The sequence below is a fragment of the Streptomyces sp. NPDC056128 genome (assembly GCF_042263835.1).
GTDB lineage: Bacteria > Actinomycetota > Actinomycetes > Streptomycetales > Streptomycetaceae > Streptomyces.
Genome location: NZ_JBHJVQ010000032.1, coordinates 47,852 through 63,285, shown reverse-complemented (window position 1 = coordinate 63,285; position 15,434 = coordinate 47,852). Strand labels below are relative to the sequence as shown.

The 15,434-nt window shown below is 68.2% G+C and carries 10 protein-coding genes; all 10 read left to right on the top strand.

The window, feature by feature from the left end; genetic code table 11:
* The first annotated feature begins 259 nt into the window (after positions 1-259).
* The 10 genes from ACFC1X_RS34770 (at position 260) to ACFC1X_RS34725 (ending at position 15,429) form a co-directional block, all read left to right on the top strand.
* Positions 260-2,482 carry an ABC transporter family substrate-binding protein gene (locus ACFC1X_RS34770; RefSeq protein WP_376361826.1) on the top strand — a complete coding sequence of 741 codons (2,223 nt, stop codon included), beginning with the start codon at positions 260-262 and terminating at the stop codon, positions 2,480-2,482.
* A 143-nt stretch (positions 2,483-2,625) separates the two neighbouring features.
* Positions 2,626-4,533: a translational GTPase TypA gene (gene typA / locus ACFC1X_RS34765; protein WP_376361823.1), complete on the top strand. Its 1,908-nt coding sequence runs from the start codon at positions 2,626-2,628 to the stop codon at positions 4,531-4,533.
* Positions 4,534-5,424: 891 nt separating this feature from the next.
* Positions 5,425-6,456 carry an ABC transporter permease gene (locus tag ACFC1X_RS34760; RefSeq protein ID WP_376361820.1) on the top strand — a complete coding sequence of 344 codons (1,032 nt, stop codon included), beginning with the start codon at positions 5,425-5,427 and terminating at the stop codon, positions 6,454-6,456.
* A 112-nt stretch (positions 6,457-6,568) separates the two neighbouring features.
* On the top strand, positions 6,569-8,368 hold the full coding sequence (locus tag ACFC1X_RS34755) for an ABC transporter substrate-binding protein (protein ID WP_376361817.1): 1,800 nt from the start codon (positions 6,569-6,571) through the stop codon (positions 8,366-8,368).
* A 111-nt stretch (positions 8,369-8,479) separates the two neighbouring features.
* On the top strand, positions 8,480-9,457 hold the full coding sequence (locus ACFC1X_RS34750; RefSeq protein WP_376361814.1) for an ABC transporter permease: 978 nt from the start codon (positions 8,480-8,482) through the stop codon (positions 9,455-9,457).
* Positions 9,458-9,467: 10 nt separating this feature from the next.
* Positions 9,468-10,529 carry an ABC transporter ATP-binding protein gene (locus ACFC1X_RS34745; RefSeq protein ID WP_376361811.1) on the top strand — a complete coding sequence of 354 codons (1,062 nt, stop codon included), beginning with the start codon at positions 9,468-9,470 and terminating at the stop codon, positions 10,527-10,529.
* 27 nt (positions 10,530-10,556) lie between these two features.
* Positions 10,557-11,702, top strand: coding sequence for an ABC transporter ATP-binding protein (locus ACFC1X_RS34740; RefSeq protein WP_376361808.1), 1,146 nt, complete (start codon positions 10,557-10,559; stop codon positions 11,700-11,702).
* Positions 11,703-11,891: 189 nt separating this feature from the next.
* The gene (locus ACFC1X_RS34735; protein WP_376361805.1) at positions 11,892-13,523 is read left to right on the top strand and encodes an ABC transporter substrate-binding protein; all 1,632 of its coding nucleotides are present in this window, start codon (positions 11,892-11,894) and stop codon (positions 13,521-13,523) included.
* A 9-nt stretch (positions 13,524-13,532) separates the two neighbouring features.
* Positions 13,533-14,456, top strand: a complete 924-nt coding sequence (locus ACFC1X_RS34730; RefSeq protein WP_376361802.1) for an ABC transporter permease — start codon at positions 13,533-13,535, stop codon at positions 14,454-14,456.
* Positions 14,449-15,429, top strand: a complete 981-nt coding sequence (locus ACFC1X_RS34725) for an ABC transporter permease (RefSeq protein ID WP_376361798.1) — start codon at positions 14,449-14,451, stop codon at positions 15,427-15,429. Before ACFC1X_RS34730 ends, ACFC1X_RS34725 begins: the two co-directional genes overlap by 8 nt.
* Positions 15,430-15,434 lie beyond the last annotated feature (5 nt).

The window sequence follows — 15,434 nt, the reverse complement described above, 5'->3', positions numbered from 1 at the left end:
GCGACGTTCATGCGCCTGCGAGTGTTGCGCGTCACACCGGCCGGTGGGAAGGGATGTGCACCGATTGGCCGAGGCGTGTGGATGCACTTCTGGGTGTGTTGCTCCACTCGAGTGACGTTACCGGCCGTTGCCGACGTGTCGCCCTCCGTTGCCGAATCCTTTCCCCTTCAGTGGCCACATACGGCTGAAATACAAATGATCAACTCCATATACCGCCAAAAGCGATCATAACGCCCGCGGCTTTCCGGAGGTAGCAGAGATGTCCCACGTCGGCGTCGGACCGCGCGCTGTGATGCGCTCGGTCGCCTTCCTCACCGCGGGCGCGCTCGCGGTCCCCGCGCTGGCCGGCTGCACCTCCGAGGAGCCGTCGGGCAAGCCGCTCGCCGAGCAGGACATCGCCGCCGCGGCCCGCGCCCGGATCTCCGACGGCGGCACCCTGCGCTGGGCCGCGGACTCCGTGCCGGAGACCCTGAACGCCTTCCAGGCCGACGCCGACGCGACCACGACCCGCGTCGCGCAGGCCGTGCTGCCCTCGATGTACCGGATGGACGAGAACGGCCGCCCGGTCCGCAACGCCGACTACCTGGAGTCGGCCGAGGTCGTCGACACCGAGCCCAAACAGGTCGTCGTGTACAAGCTGAACCAGCAGGCGGTCTGGAGCGACGGCCGGGAGATCGGCGCCGCCGACTTCGCCGCCCAGTGGCGCGCCCTGTCCGGCAAGGACAGCGCGTACTGGACCGCCCGCAACGCCGGCTACGACCGCATCGAGAAGATCGAGCGCGGCGGCGACGACCTGGAGGTCAAGGTCACCTTCAGCCGGCCCTACGCCGACTGGAAGTCCCTGTTCACGCCGCTGTACCCGAAGGACGTCATGGGCACCCCCGACGCCTTCAACGACGGCGCGCGGCGGGAGCTCAAGGTCACCGCAGGGCCCTTCGCGGTCAAGGAGGTCGACACCAAGGAGGACGAGGTCGTCCTCACCGGCAACCCGCGCTGGTGGGGCGAGCCGGCCAAGCTGGAGCAGATCGTGCTGCGCGCCGTCCCCCGCGAGAAGCGGGTCTCCCAGCTCGCGGCGGGCGAGCTCGACCTCGCGGAGATCGACCCGGACACCGCCGAGGAGGTCGCCGTGGCCGCCGGCCCCCGCGACGCCGGCACCGGCACTCCGCTGATGGGCCCGGAGGGCAGCCCCGCCGCGGGACCGCAGGGCAGGTCGGCCGCGCGGGCGCTGCGCTCCTGGGCCATCGCCAACGGCTCCGACGAGGACGCCGCCGAGGAGGAGACCCTCGCCCGCGAGGAGCGGGAGGAGGCGCTGGCCGAGCGGGAACGCAGGCAGCGGGCGCTGAGCGGCTTCGAGGTGCGCAAGTCCCTGGAGCCCGCCTACACCCAGCTCGCCCTCAACGGCGCCGACGGCCCCCTCGCCGACGAGCGCGTCCGCCGGGCCGTGGCCCGCGCCCTGGACCGGGGGAAGCTGGCCAAGGCGGTCCTGGGTCCGCTGGGCCTGCCGGCCGAGCCGGTCGGCAGCCACATCGCGCTGGCCGGCCAGCCCGCCTACGCCGACGGCAGCGGCGCGCTCGGCGAGCAGAACGCCAAGGAGGCCCGGGCCCTGCTCGCGGACGCGGGATGGGTGCCCGGCGGCCCGGTGAAGAAGCCCAAGGAGGGCGAGAAGGCGGCAGGCGCCGAGGGCGACAAGGACGGCGACGGCAAGAAGTCCGAGGACGGCGACGACGGGACGTACATCGTCGGCGAGGACGAGAAGAACCGCTCCGGCGACGACGGCAAGAACGACGGCGAGAGCGACACCGAGGACGACGCCAAGGACGACGGCAGCGGAAAGAACACCGCGCAGGGCGGCGCCCCCGGCGCCTACGCCCCCAAGGGCACCGCCGCCCCGGCCGCCGCCGAGGCCCCCGTCGCCAAGGACGGCAAGGCGCTCACCCTGCGCTTCGTGCTCCCCTCGGGACCCGGCTCCGACGCGCTGCGCACCGTCGCCGACCGCGTCTCGGACATGCTGGAGAAGATCGGCGTCGGCACCGACATCACCAAGGTGCCGGACGCGAGCTACTTCAAGGACCACATCGCCTCCGGCGAGTACGACCTGGCGCTCTACTCCTGGCCCGCCTCCGCCTTCCCCGCCACCGACGCCCGCCCCATCTACGCCAAGCCCGTCCCGGCCGCCGACGGCTCCCTGAACGTCGCGCAGAACTACACCCGGGTCGGCACCGACCAGGTCGACCAGCTCTTCGACCGGGCCATGGGCACCCTGGACGAGGGGGAGGCCCGGGACCTGCTGCGCAAGGCCGACTCGCGGATCTGGGCGGCGGCCGGCTCCATCCCGCTCTACCAGCGGCCCCAGCTGATCGCGGCCCGCAAGAACCTCGCCAACGCGGGTGCCTTCGGTTTCGAGACGCCGGTCTACCAGGACATGGGCTTCCTCAAGAAGGGCGCGAACGGCTCCCGGCCCTCGGCCACGCCCTCGTCCTGAGGCCCGCCCCCACCCTCCCGGCAAGCCCCAGTCCCCGGGGCCCCGTACCATTGGGTGAGGCCGTGGCATGTACCGCCCGGCAGGCCCGCGTGACACGGACGTACGCGAGGGCCGTCCACACACCCTCCGGGAGTACGCCTCATATGGCCACGCGCCACGACATCCGCAACGTAGCCATCGTCGCCCACGTCGACCACGGCAAGACCACCATCGTCGACGGAATGCTGAAGCAGGCCGGTGCCTTCGCCGCCCACCAGCTCGAGGGCGTCGACGACCGCATGATGGACTCGAACGACCTGGAGCGTGAGAAGGGCATCACGATCCTCGCCAAGAACACGGCGGTGAAGTACCACCCGAAGGACGGGGGGGACGTCATCACCATCAACATCATCGACACCCCCGGCCACGCCGACTTCGGCGGTGAGGTCGAGCGCGGTCTGTCGATGGTCGACGGCGTCGTCCTGCTCGTGGACGCCTCCGAGGGTCCGCTGCCGCAGACCCGCTTCGTGCTGCGCAAGGCGCTCAGCCAGCGGCTGCCGATCATCCTGTGCATCAACAAGACGGACCGTCCGGACGCCCGGATCGACGAGGTCGTCAACGAGACCTACGACCTCTTCCTCGACCTGGACGCCGACGAGGAGCAGATCGAGTTCCCGATCGTCTACGCGTGCGGCCGGGACGGCGTCGCCTCCCTCACCAAGCCCGACGACGGCACGGTCCCCTCGGACTCCACCAGCCTGGAGCCGTTCTTCTCGACGATCCTCGACTACATCCCCGCCCCGGTCTACGACGAGGACGCCCCGCTCCAGGCGCACGTGACCAACCTGGACGCGGACAACTTCCTCGGCCGTATCGCCCTGCTCCGCGTCCACCAGGGCGAGCTGAAGAAGGGCCAGACGGTCGCCTGGATGAAGCGCGACGGGTCCGTGTCCAACGTGCGGATCTCCGAGCTGATGATGACCGAGGCGCTCACCCGCAAGCCCGCCGAGAAGGCCGGCCCGGGTGACATCTGCGCGGTCGCCGGTATCCCGGACATCATGATCGGCGAGACCCTGGCCGACCAGGAGAACCCGGTCCCGCTGCCGCTGATCACGGTGGACGAGCCCGCGATCTCCATGACCATCGGCACCAACACCTCCCCGCTGGTCGGCCGCGGCGCCACCGGCAAGGGCGCGGACAACAAGGCGGCCGTCAAGGACCGCAAGGTCACCGCCCGCCAGGTCAAGGACCGCCTGGACCGCGAGCTGATCGGCAACGTCTCGCTCCGCGTCCTGGACACCGAGCGCCCCGACGCCTGGGAGGTGCAGGGCCGCGGTGAGCTGGCGCTGGCCATCCTGGTCGAGCAGATGCGCCGCGAGGGCTTCGAGCTGACCATCGGCAAGCCGCAGGTCGTCACCAAGGAGGTCGACGGCAAGACGCACGAGCCCGTCGAGCGCATGACGATCGACGTGCCCGAGGAGCACATGGGCGCCGTCACGCAGGTCATGGGCGTACGCAAGGGCCGCATGGACAACATGTCCAACCACGGTTCGGGCTGGGTCCGCATGGAGTTCGTGGTGCCCTCCCGCGGTCTGATCGGATTCCGGACGGAGTTCCTCACCCAGACCCGCGGCACGGGTATCGCCCACTCCATCCACGAGGGCCACGAGCCCTGGTTCGGCACCCTCACGACCCGCAACAACGGCTCCCTGGTCGCCGACCGTTCCGGTGCCGTCACCGCGTTCGCGATGACGAACCTCCAGGAGCGCGGCGTGCTCTTCACCGACCCCGGCACCGAGGTGTACGAGGGCATGATCGTCGGCGAGAACTCCCGCGCCGACGACATGGACGTCAACATCACCAAGGAGAAGAAGCTCACCAACATGCGGTCGGCCTCGGCCGATTCGTTCGAGGCGATCGTCCCGCCGCGCAAGCTCTCGCTGGAGCAGTCGCTGGAGTTCTGCCGCGACGACGAGTGCGTCGAGGTGACCCCGGAGGCGGTCCGCATCCGCAAGGTGAACCTGGACGCCCGCGAGCGCGCCCGCGCCGCGAGCCGCGCCAAGCACGGCTGATCTCCCGACGCGGAACAGCACCGGAACGGCACCGGACACCACGGCTCACGTGGTGTCCGGTGCCGTTTCGTATGGCCGAAGAGAAGAGGCCGAGAGAATGAGGTAGGGAAAACCCTCGATTTTGCCGCGGGCCGACTCCGGGCGGGCCGGCCGGCACTAACCTGCGCGGGAGCACCCGGGGCATCGCGCTCAAGGACGAGGGTCGAGTCCGACGCGAGACAGAGCTGTCTGTCAGCTTGCACCTCCCGAGGGTCACACGCAATCAATTTCCGTCGCGCGGACGTCCGTTATACGGACAGTGACTCCCGTTAGATGTGTAACAAGTCCGTTTCGCAGCGATCTCGCACCAAACCCTTTGTCCGGATTTTGAAAGATCTGGCCCCTATCTGTGATCGAACCGAGACCTCGAACCTGTGGTTCGTTCCCCGGAGGATGGCAGATAGTTAGGCGCGTAGAGCTCGGATAAACGGGTCACGCGCTGACGGGGCGCAGGCTCGCGAGCGCGAGGGCGCCAGGCGATCTCCGGTCACCGGTGAGTGGCCGGGATGTGTCGTGTGCTCCTCTTTGCGGTGAACCAGCGGATTCATGAGGAGGAACCCATGCGAGGTGCCACAAGCGCCATATGGGTCGCATCGTTCCCGATGGCAGGTGTAGGCCCCGCGGGTACGTTCCGTGCCGTCACGGTTGATGCGGCAGCGGCCAGGCGTCGCCAACTTCCTTGACGACGCGTGCCGTCGGTCGGTGGTTCCGACCGCGAGCCAGGGTTCTCCAGGGGGCGGTGCCGCCCCTGAGTCGTTGTTCCCCTCGCGCGCTGCGAAAGACGTACGCCGTGCGAAGGCCGTCGGACCTCGTGCACTCCCGACGACCTCCAACCTGTGAAATGGACGAATCATGACGAGTCCAATCGAGATTGAGGGTGCTGAAGCCTCTTCCGTCTTGGACAAAGAGAGCGCGCCGCAGGGTGACGCCCCGGAGACCAAGGAACCGGAAGGGCGCAAGCCCGGACAGTTGATGTGGGCGCGCTTCAAGCGCGACCGCGCCGGTGTGATCTCTGCCTTCGTCGTCCTGTTCTTCTTCGTGATCGCGGCGGCGGCGCCGCTGATCTCGATGGTGTACGGCAAGGACCCGTACACGCTGTACGGGCAGGAGAACCCCGAGCTGCTGGACATGTTCACCATGCCCGCCGCGCCGTTCGGCGGCATCGACGGCGACTTCTGGTTCGGTATCGAACCGGGCCTGGGCCGGGACGTGTTCACCCAGCTGCTGTACGGCATGCGCAACTCGATGGCCACGGCACTGGCCGCCACCCTCATCATGACGGTGCTGGGTGTCCTGATCGGTCTCGCCGGCGGCTACTTCGGCGGGAAGATCGACTACTGGCTCGGCCGGATCACCGACTTCTTCATGGCCCTGCCCAGCCAGCTGTTCTTCGTCGCGGCGATGCCCGTCATCACCACGGTGTTCGTCGCCCCGGACAAGGAGACGCCCACCTACGTGCGCGCCGCCGCGATCATCATCGTGCTGTCCTTCCTGGGCTGGATGAGCATGGCCCGCATCGTCCGCGGCGCCACGATGTCCCTGCGCGACCGGGAGTTCATCGAGGCGGCGCGCATCTCCGGGGCCTCGCCCTGGCGCATCCTCCGCAAGGAACTGCTGCCCAACATCGTCACTCCGACGCTGGTACAGGCGACGCTCACGCTGCCGAGCACCATCCTCAGCATCGCGTTCCTGTCCTTCGTGGGCGTGGGGTACGTCGAGCCCACGCCGGACTGGGGACGGATGTTCGCCATCGGCGCCAACATCGTCGAGCAGGATCCGTACTACATGCTCTTCCCCGGAGTGGCCATGGTGATCTTCATTGTGGCCTTCAACCTCCTCGGTGACTCGGTGCGGGACGCCTTCGATCCCAAGACGAACCGCTGAGATCCAGGGGATATCCCCCCACATCCTCGCCCGGCCGGTTCGGTGCCGCTCAGCCCGGCCCCGGCCAAGTACCAGCAGTGCTCACTACTCACAGGCAGGTGGATTCGTCCCTATGAGCATCTTCCGTAACCGCACCGCCACGGCCGCCATCGTCGCGGTCGCCGCCGGCGCACTGACTCTCACCGCCTGCGGTGGTGGCAGCGACAGCTCCTCCAAGGACAACAGCAAGCAGAAGGAGGACGCCAAGTCGCAGTCGAAGCCGGTCAAGATCGGTGACGCCGCGGCGTCCACCGGTCCGGCTCCCGACGTCGAGGGCGCGAAGGCGGGCGGCGTCGCCACCGTCTACCAGGAGGCGGACTTCTCCCACCTGGACCCGGGTCAGATCTACGTCTCGGACGGCAAGCTGCTCAGCCGCCTCATCTTCCGCGGCCTGACCCAGTACAGCGAGGACGAGAACGGCAACCTGACCGTCGTGGGCGACCTCGCCACCGACGCGGGCAAGTCCTCCGAGGGCGGCAAGACCTGGACGTACACCCTGAAGGACAACCTGAAGGACGCGAACGGGAACCCGATCAACGCCGCGGACATCCGCAACACGGTCGAGCGCCTGTACTCGAACTACATCACCGACGGCCCGACCTACCTCCAGCAGTGGCTGTCCGGTGACGGCACCACCTACCGCGACGCCTACTCGGGTCCGGACAAGGGCAAGCACCTGCCCGACACCGTCCTGGAGACGCCGGACGACAAGACGATCGTCTTCCACTTCAAGGAAGCCCGCCCGGACGTCCCGCAGATGCTGACCATGCCCGGTTACAGCGTCGTGCCGGAGGAGACGGACACCAAGGAGAAGTACGACTCCGCCCCCGTCGCCGTCGGCCCGTACAAGATCGCCGACTTCAAGCCGGGCAAGTCGATGAAGCTGGTCAAGAACACCCAGTGGGACCCCAAGTCCGACTCGGTGCGCCACCAGTACGTCGACGGGTTCAACATCTCGATGAACCACGACGACGAGGACCAGACCAAGACCCTCCTCGCCGACCAGGGCGAGGCCAAGAACGCGATGATGTTCACGGGTCAGGTCGCCACCACCCAGCTCCAGAAGGTCGTCGGCGACAAGCAGGCGATGCAGAACCGCACGATCCAGGGCTACGCCCCCTACGTGTGGCAGCTCAACTTCAACCTGGACCGCATCAAGGACAAGAAGCTCCGTGACGCGATCACCCTGGCGCTGCCCTCCGACTCGGTCTTCAAGGCCGACGGTGGCGCCTACGGTGGTGAGGTCGCCAACTCCCTGATGTCGCCCACGACTCCGGGCTACGACGGCGAGTTCGACCCGTTCAACCGCGCCAAGAAGCCGAACGGTGACATCGAGGCCGCCAAGAAGCTGATCAAGGAAGGCGGCTTCGAGGGCAAGAGCCTCGTCTACGCCTACGGCAACACGCCGGTCCGCCAGAAGCAGGCCGTCCTGATCGCCACCGCGCTGGAGAAGATCGGTCTGGACATCCAGAAGAAGGAGATCGACTCCGCCACCTGGTACGAGCAGGTCGGCAAGGTCAAGAACGGCTACGACCTCTACATGACCGGCTGGGGCCAGGACTGGCCGTCCGCCTCCACGGTCATCCCGCCGGTGTACGACGGCACGCAGATCCAGGACGGCGCGTCGAACTACTCGCACATCAACGACGACCACGTGAACTCCGAGATCAAGCGCATCCAGAAGGTCGCCGACCCGGCGGAGGCCACCAAGGCCTGGGCCGAGCTGAACGAGTACATCTCCAAGGAAGTGAACCCGGCCGCCCCGCTGTACTACACCAAGGTCTTCCAGATCTTCGGTTCGAACATCGGCGGCATCCGCTACAGCTCGGACTCGAGCTACGTGGACGTGACCCGGATCTTCCTCAAGAAGTAGTCCGTTCGGTCGGGAAACCGGTGGGGGCGCGCGGCGGAGCGCCCCCACCGGGCCCGGATCCCTCCAGACCTCCCCATCCGACTGCCGCAGTCCTGAGAGCAGCTGTCTGCCATGCTTCAATTCCTCATTCGCCGGTCCTTCGGCGCGGTGCTGATCCTGGTGTTGATCAGTGCCTTCACCTTCTTCATGTTCTTCGCGATCCCGCAGGACCCGGCCCTGCTGGCGTGTGGCAAGAACTGCACTCCGGACGCGCTGGAGATCATCCACAAGAACATGGGCCTCGACCAGCCGGTCACGGTCCAGTACTGGAACTTCCTGATCGGTATCTTCACCGGCCGTGACTTCGCCGTCGGACACTGCGACGCCCCGTGCTTCGGTGTCTCGTTCGCCAATGACCAGAACGTCTGGGACACGATCATGGACCGCTTCCCGCTGACCGTGTCGCTGACGCTCGGCAGCCTCGTGGTCTTCCTCATCGTCGGTCTCGGTGCGGGCATGCTGGCCGCCAGGAACCGCGGTACGTGGATCGACAAGGTGTTCAGCTCCGGTTCGCTGGTCATCAGCTCCCTGCAGATCTACTTCCTCGGCCCGCTCGTGCTGCTGGCCCTGGTCTACAGCACCGGCTGGCTGGACAAGCCGAAGTACGTGCCGATCTCGGAGGACGCGGCCGGCTGGTTCGCGGGCCTGCTGATCCCATGGCTCGTCATGGCGACCATCTTCACCGCCAACTACACCCGCATGAGCCGCTCGTCGATGATCGAGCAGCTACAGGAAGAGCATGTGAAGGCGGCCCGGGCCAAGGGCATGTCGGGCAACTACACCTTCTTCCGCTACGCGTGGCGCGGCTCGCTGGTCCCCATCGTCACCATCCTCGGCATCGACCTGTCCGCCCTCATGGGCGGCGGCATGGTGACCGAGCTTACCTTCGGCCTGGCCGGGGTCGGCCGGCTCGCGCTGGACTCCGTCACCAACAAGGACCTGCCGATGCTGATGGGCGTCATGCTGGTCAGCGCCGCGCTCATCATCGTCTTCAACCTGATCGTGGACGCCCTGTACGCCGTCATCGACCCGCGCGTGCGCCTGTCCTAGGAGAACCACCGTGACCACTCAGACCAAGCCCGAAGAGGCCCCGGCCGCCGCCGCGGGGGACGCGTTTCTCTCGGTGCGCGACCTCAAGGTCCACTTCTCCACCGAGGGCGGCGTCGTCAAGGCGGTGGACGGACTCTCCTTCGACCTGCAGCGCGGCAAGACCCTCGGCATCGTGGGCGAGTCCGGCTCCGGCAAGTCGGTGACCAACCTGGCCGTCCTCGGCCTGCACGACCGCCGGAAGACCGCCATCGACGGCTCGATCACCCTGGACGGCCAGGAGCTGACCGACGCCAGTGAGAAGCAGCTGGAGAAGCTGCGCGGCAAGAAGATGGCGATGATCTTCCAGGACGCGCTCACCGCGCTGTCGCCGTACTACACGGTCGGCCGGCAGATCGGCGAGCCGTTCATGAAGCACAACGGCGCGTCCAAGAGGGACGCCCGGGTGCGCGCCATCGACCTGCTCCAGAAGGTCGGCATCCCGAACCCGGAGAAGCGGGTCGACGACTACCCGCACCAGTTCTCCGGCGGTATGCGGCAGCGCGCCATGATCGCCATGGCGCTCTCCTGCAACCCGGACCTGCTGATCGCCGACGAGCCGACCACGGCCCTCGACGTGACGGTGCAGGCGCAGATCCTCGACCTGCTCAAGGACCTCCAGCAGGAGTTCGGCTCCGCGATCATCATGATCACCCACGACCTCGGTGTGGTCGGCAACATGGCCGACGACATCCTGGTCATGTACGCGGGCCGGGCCGTCGAGCGCGGCTCGGTGCGCGAGGTGCTCAAGTCGCCGCAGCACCCGTACACCTGGGGTCTGCTGGGATCGATGCCGAGCCTCTCCTCGGACATCGACGAGCCGCTGATGCCGATCCCGGGGGCGCCGCCCTCGCTGATGAACCCGCCCTCGGGATGTGCTTTCCACCCGCGGTGCGGCTTCACCGACCTGGTCTCCGGCACCCGGTGCTCCGGTGAGCGTCCGGTGCTCCCCGAGGGCCGCGCCGCCGCCTGTCACCTGACGGGAGACCAGCGGCAGCAGGTGTTCATCGAGAAGATTCAGCCCCGGCTGGGCTGAGCGGAAACCGGCGACTGGGGCATCACCATGAGCGACAACACCAAGACCACCACGGCGGTGGCCGACTCGTTCCCGCAGCAGCGGGACGGCGACACCGCGCCGCTTCTCCAGGTCAGGGGCCTGACGAAACACTTCCCCATCAAGGGCGGCTTCCCGATCAAACGCACCGTCGGCCACGTCAAGGCCGTCGACGGCGTCGACTTCGAGGTCTACCCCGGCGAGAGCCTGGGCCTCGTCGGCGAGTCCGGCTGCGGCAAGTCGACCACCGGCCGGCTGCTGACCCGTCTCTACGAGCCCACGCAGGGCACGATCGAGTACAAGGGCCAGGACATCACCCGCGCCAACCGGCGACAGCTGGCGCCGATCCGGTCCGAGATCCAGATGATCTTCCAGGACCCGTACGCGTCGCTGAACCCGCGGCAGACCGTGGGCACGATCATCTCGGGCCCGATGGAGATCAACGGGATCAACCCGCCCGGCGGCCGGGAGAAGCGCGTCCGCGAGCTCCTGGAGATCGTCGGTCTCAACCCGGAGCACTACAACCGCTTCCCGCACGAGTTCTCCGGCGGTCAGCGTCAGCGCATCGGCGTCGCGCGCGCCGTCGCCCTCCAGCCGAAGCTCATCGTCGCCGACGAGCCGGTCTCGGCCCTCGACGTGTCGATCCAGGCCCAGGTGGTCAACCTGCTGCAGGAAGTGCAGCGGGAGATGGGCATCGCGTTCGTGTTCATCGCCCACGACCTGGCGATCGTGCGGCACTTCTCGCAGCGCGTCGCGGTGATGTACCTCGGCAAGGTCGTGGAGATCGCGGACCGCGACTCGCTCTACAACCGGCCCCGCCACCCGTACACGCACGCGCTGCTGTCGGCCGTGCCGGAGGCGGACCTGGACGCGGACAAGCGGGAGCGGATCCGCCTGGAGGGCGACGTCCCCTCGCCGATCGCGCCGCCGTCCGGCTGCCGGTTCCGCACCCGGTGCTGGAAGGCGCAGGACAAGTGCGCCACCGAGGAGCCGCCGCTGGTGCAGCTCTCCGGCAACCGCTCGGGCCACCTGACGGCCTGCCACTTCCCGGAGGAGCCCACGACCGAGGCCCGCGACGTGGACATCGTCATGGACCCGGGTCTGAAGGCGATGGAGGACGGCGCCGACGGCGGCGCGGCGGTCTCCAAGAGCTGAACCGGCGACAGAGGCGGGGACGGGAGCACCACTTCCGGCCCCGCCTTCGTCGTGCCCGCCCACCGCCGGCACCCGTCCGGCGGACATCCGCAACCCGTACGGACCGTACGGGTGTGCGCCGTGCCGCCAGCCCCCCGAAGCTGACCGGGAACGCACCAGCGGACGAGTCAGGGCACGAGGAGGCACTCCATGCGCGGAGCGACGCACGCCAGATGGGCCGCGTGCGCGGCGGCGGTAGCCCTCGCGGCGACGGCCTGCGGCGGCGGGGGCGGGGACAGCGGTGGGGACAGCGGCGCCGTGCTCAGCTCCTCGTGGGGCGACCCCCAGAACCCGCTGGAGCCGGCCAACACCAACGAGGTGCAGGGCGGCAAGGTCCTCGACATGATCTTCCGCGGGCTGAAGAAGTACGACCCGAAGACCGGCGAGGCGCAGGACATGCTCGCCGAGAAGATCGAGACCTCCGACTCGCGGAACTTCACCGTCACCGTCAAGGACGGCTGGACCTTCAGCAACGGCGAGAAGGTCACCGCCCAGTCCTTCGTCGACGCCTGGAACTACGGCGCGAGCCTGAGGAACAACCAGCGCAACGCCTACTTCTTCGCGTACATCGACGGCTACGACAAGGTGCACCCCGAGGACGGCGGCGAGCAGAGCGCCGACACGCTCTCCGGGCTCAAGGTCACCGGGGAGCTGACCTTCACCATCAAGCTGAGCCAGAAGTTCTCCACGTTCCCCGACACCCTCGGCTACCCGGCCTTCGCGCCACTGCCCCGGTCGTTCTTCGACGACCACGACGCCTGGCTGAAGAAGCCCGTCGGCAACGGCCCCTACCAGGTCGACAACTACACCCGCGGCTCCCAGATGTCCCTGCGCACCTGGGAGCAGTACCCGGGTCCCGACAAGGCCCAGAACGGCGGCGTCGACCTGAAGGTCTACACCGACAACAACACGGCCTACACCGACCTGATGGCCGGCAACCTCGACCTCGTCGACGACGTCCCGGCCGCCCAGCTCAAGAACGTCGAGAGCGACCTCGGCGACCGGTACATCAACACCCCGGCCGGCATCATCCAGACCCTCGCCTTCCCGTACTACGACGACGACTGGAACAAGTCCGGGTCCGAGAAGGTCCGCAAGGGCCTGTCCATGGCGATCGACCGCAAGCAGATCACCGACACGATCTTCCAGCAGACCCGCACCCCGGCCACCGACTGGACCTCACCGGTCCTCGGCGAGGACGGCGGCTACAAGGCCGGCCTCTGCGGCGACGCCTGCGACTACAACCCCGAAGAGGCGAAGAAGCTGGTCAGGGACGGCGGCGGGCTCCCCGGCGGCCAGGTCAAGATCACGTACAACGCCGACACCGGCTCCCACAAGCAGTGGATCGACGCGGTCTGCAACTCCATCAACAACGCCCTGGACAACGACCGTGCCTGCGTCGGCAACCCCGTCGGCACCTTCGCCGACTTCCGCAACCAGATCACCGACCGGAAGATGAGCGGCCCCTTCCGTGCCGGCTGGCAGATGGACTACCCGCTCATCCAGAACTTCCTCCAGCCGCTCTACTACACCAACGCCTCCTCCAACGACGGCAAGTGGTCCAACCAGGAGTTCGACGACCTGGTCGACAAGGCCAACGGCCAGACCGACACCGCCGAGGCCATCAAGACCTTCCAGCAGGCCGAGGAGGTCGTCCGCGACAACATGGCCGCCATCCCGCTCTGGTACCAGAACGGCAGCGCCGGCTACTCGGACCGGCTCTCCAACGTGGAACTCAACCCGTTCAGCGTCCCGGTGTACAACGAGATCAAGGTGAGCTGAGGGGGCGCCATGGGACGCTACGTCGTCCGGCGGCTGCTCCAGATGATCCCGGTCTTCATCGGGGCCACGCTGCTGATCTTCCTGATGGTCAACGTGATGGGCGACCCCATCGCGGGGCTCTGCGGCGACCGGGAGTGCGACCCGGCCACCGCGGCCCAGCTGCGGAAGGAGTTCGGCCTCGACAAGCCCGAGTGGCAGCAATACCTGACCTACATGGGCAACGTCTTCACCGGCGACTTCGGCACCGCCTTCAACGGACAGCCGGTCACCGAGCTGATGGGGACGGCGTTCCCGGTCACCATCCGGCTCACGATCATCGCGATCCTCTTCGAGATCGTCGTCGGCATCGTCCTCGGCGTCGTCACCGGCCTGCGCCGCGGCCGCCCCGTCGACACCGGGGTGCTGCTGCTCACCCTGGTCGTCATCTCCGTGCCCACCTTCGTCACCGGCCTGCTGCTCCAGCTCCTGCTCGGCGTCAAGTGGGGCTGGATCGACCCGGCCGTCTCCTCCGAGGCGCCCTTCGACGAGCTGATCGTCCCCGGCCTGGTCCTCGCCTCGGTGTCCCTGGCCTACGTCACCCGGCTGACCCGCACCTCCATCGCGGAGAACCGGCGCTCCGACTACGTCCGCACCGCCATCGCCAAGGGCCTGCCGCGCCACCGGGTCATCACCCGGCACCTGCTGCGCAACTCCCTGATCCCCGTCGTCACCTTCATCGGCACCGACATCGGCGCCCTGATGGGCGGCGCCATCGTCACCGAGCGGATCTTCAACATCCACGGCGTCGGCTACCAGCTCTACCAGGGCATCCTGCGCCAGAACACGCAGACCGTCGTCGGCTTCGTCACCGTCCTGGTCCTCGTCTTCCTCGTCGCCAACCTCGTCGTCGACCTCCTGTACGCCGTACTCGACCCGAGGATCCGCTATGCCTGAACAGGAGCCGTACGAGCCCGAACGCGCCATCGCCGGCACCGGCATGGGCGGCACCATGGACCTCGGCGCGAGCGAGGCGGTGACGCTGGAGAAGGCCCCCGGCCCGGACGGCGGGAGCCCGCACGACAAGCCCCGCAGCCTCTGGTCCGACGCCTGGCACGACCTGCGCCGCAACCCCGTCTTCATCATCTCCGCCCTGGTGATCCTCTTCCTGGTCGTCATCTCCATCTGGCCGTCGCTGATCGCGTCCGGCAGCCCCCTCAAGTGCGACCTGGCCAAGGCGCAGGAGGGCTCCCAGTCCGGCCACCCCTTCGGCTTCAACGGCCAGGGCTGCGACGTCTACACCCGCACCGTCTACGGCGCCCGTACGTCGGTGACGGTCGGCGTCCTCGCCACGCTCGGGGTCGCCGTCCTCGGCAGCGTGCTCGGCGGGCTCGCCGGGTTCTTCGGCGGGGGCGGGGACGCGGTGCTGTCCCGGATCACCGACATCTTCTTCGCGATCCCGGTCGTCCTCGGCGGCCTGGTGCTGCTCTCCGTGATCACCAGCAACACCGTCTGGCCCGTCATCGGCTTCATCGTGCTGCTCGGCTGGCCGCAGATCTCCCGCATCGCCCGCGGCTCCGTCATCACCGCCAAGCAGAACGACTACGTCCACGCCGCCCGTGCCCTCGGCGCCTCCAACTCCCGGCTGCTGCTGCGGCACATCGCGCCCAACGCCGTCGCCCCGGTCATCGTCGTGGCGACCATCGCGCTCGGCACCTACATCTCCCTGGAGGCGACCCTGTCCTTCCTCGGCGTCGGCCTGAAGCCGCCCAGCGTCTCCTGGGGCATCGACATCTCCGCCGCCGCCCCCTACGTCCGCAACGCCCCGCACGCCCTGCTGTGGCCGTCGGGCGCGCTGGCCATCACCGTCCTCGCGTTCATCATGCTCGGCGACGCGGTGCGCGACGCCCTCGACCCGAAGCTGAGGTGAGCCGG

Bases quoted from the DNA above. Each gene is read 5' to 3' on its own strand.
- ACFC1X_RS34760 (WP_376361820.1), top strand. From the start codon at position 5,425: ATGACGAGTCCAATCGAGATTGAGGGTGCTGAAGCCTCTTCCGTCTTG.
- typA (WP_376361823.1), top strand. From the start codon at position 2,626: ATGGCCACGCGCCACGACATCCGCAACGTAGCCATCGTCGCCCACGTC.
- ACFC1X_RS34755 (WP_376361817.1), top strand. From the start codon at position 6,569: ATGAGCATCTTCCGTAACCGCACCGCCACGGCCGCCATCGTCGCGGTC.
- ACFC1X_RS34735 (WP_376361805.1), top strand. From the start codon at position 11,892: ATGCGCGGAGCGACGCACGCCAGATGGGCCGCGTGCGCGGCGGCGGTA.
- ACFC1X_RS34740 (WP_376361808.1), top strand. From the start codon at position 10,557: ATGAGCGACAACACCAAGACCACCACGGCGGTGGCCGACTCGTTCCCG.
- ACFC1X_RS34770 (WP_376361826.1), top strand. From the start codon at position 260: ATGTCCCACGTCGGCGTCGGACCGCGCGCTGTGATGCGCTCGGTCGCC.
- ACFC1X_RS34725 (WP_376361798.1), top strand. From the start codon at position 14,449: ATGCCTGAACAGGAGCCGTACGAGCCCGAACGCGCCATCGCCGGCACC.
- ACFC1X_RS34750 (WP_376361814.1), top strand. From the start codon at position 8,480: ATGCTTCAATTCCTCATTCGCCGGTCCTTCGGCGCGGTGCTGATCCTG.
- ACFC1X_RS34730 (WP_376361802.1), top strand. From the start codon at position 13,533: ATGGGACGCTACGTCGTCCGGCGGCTGCTCCAGATGATCCCGGTCTTC.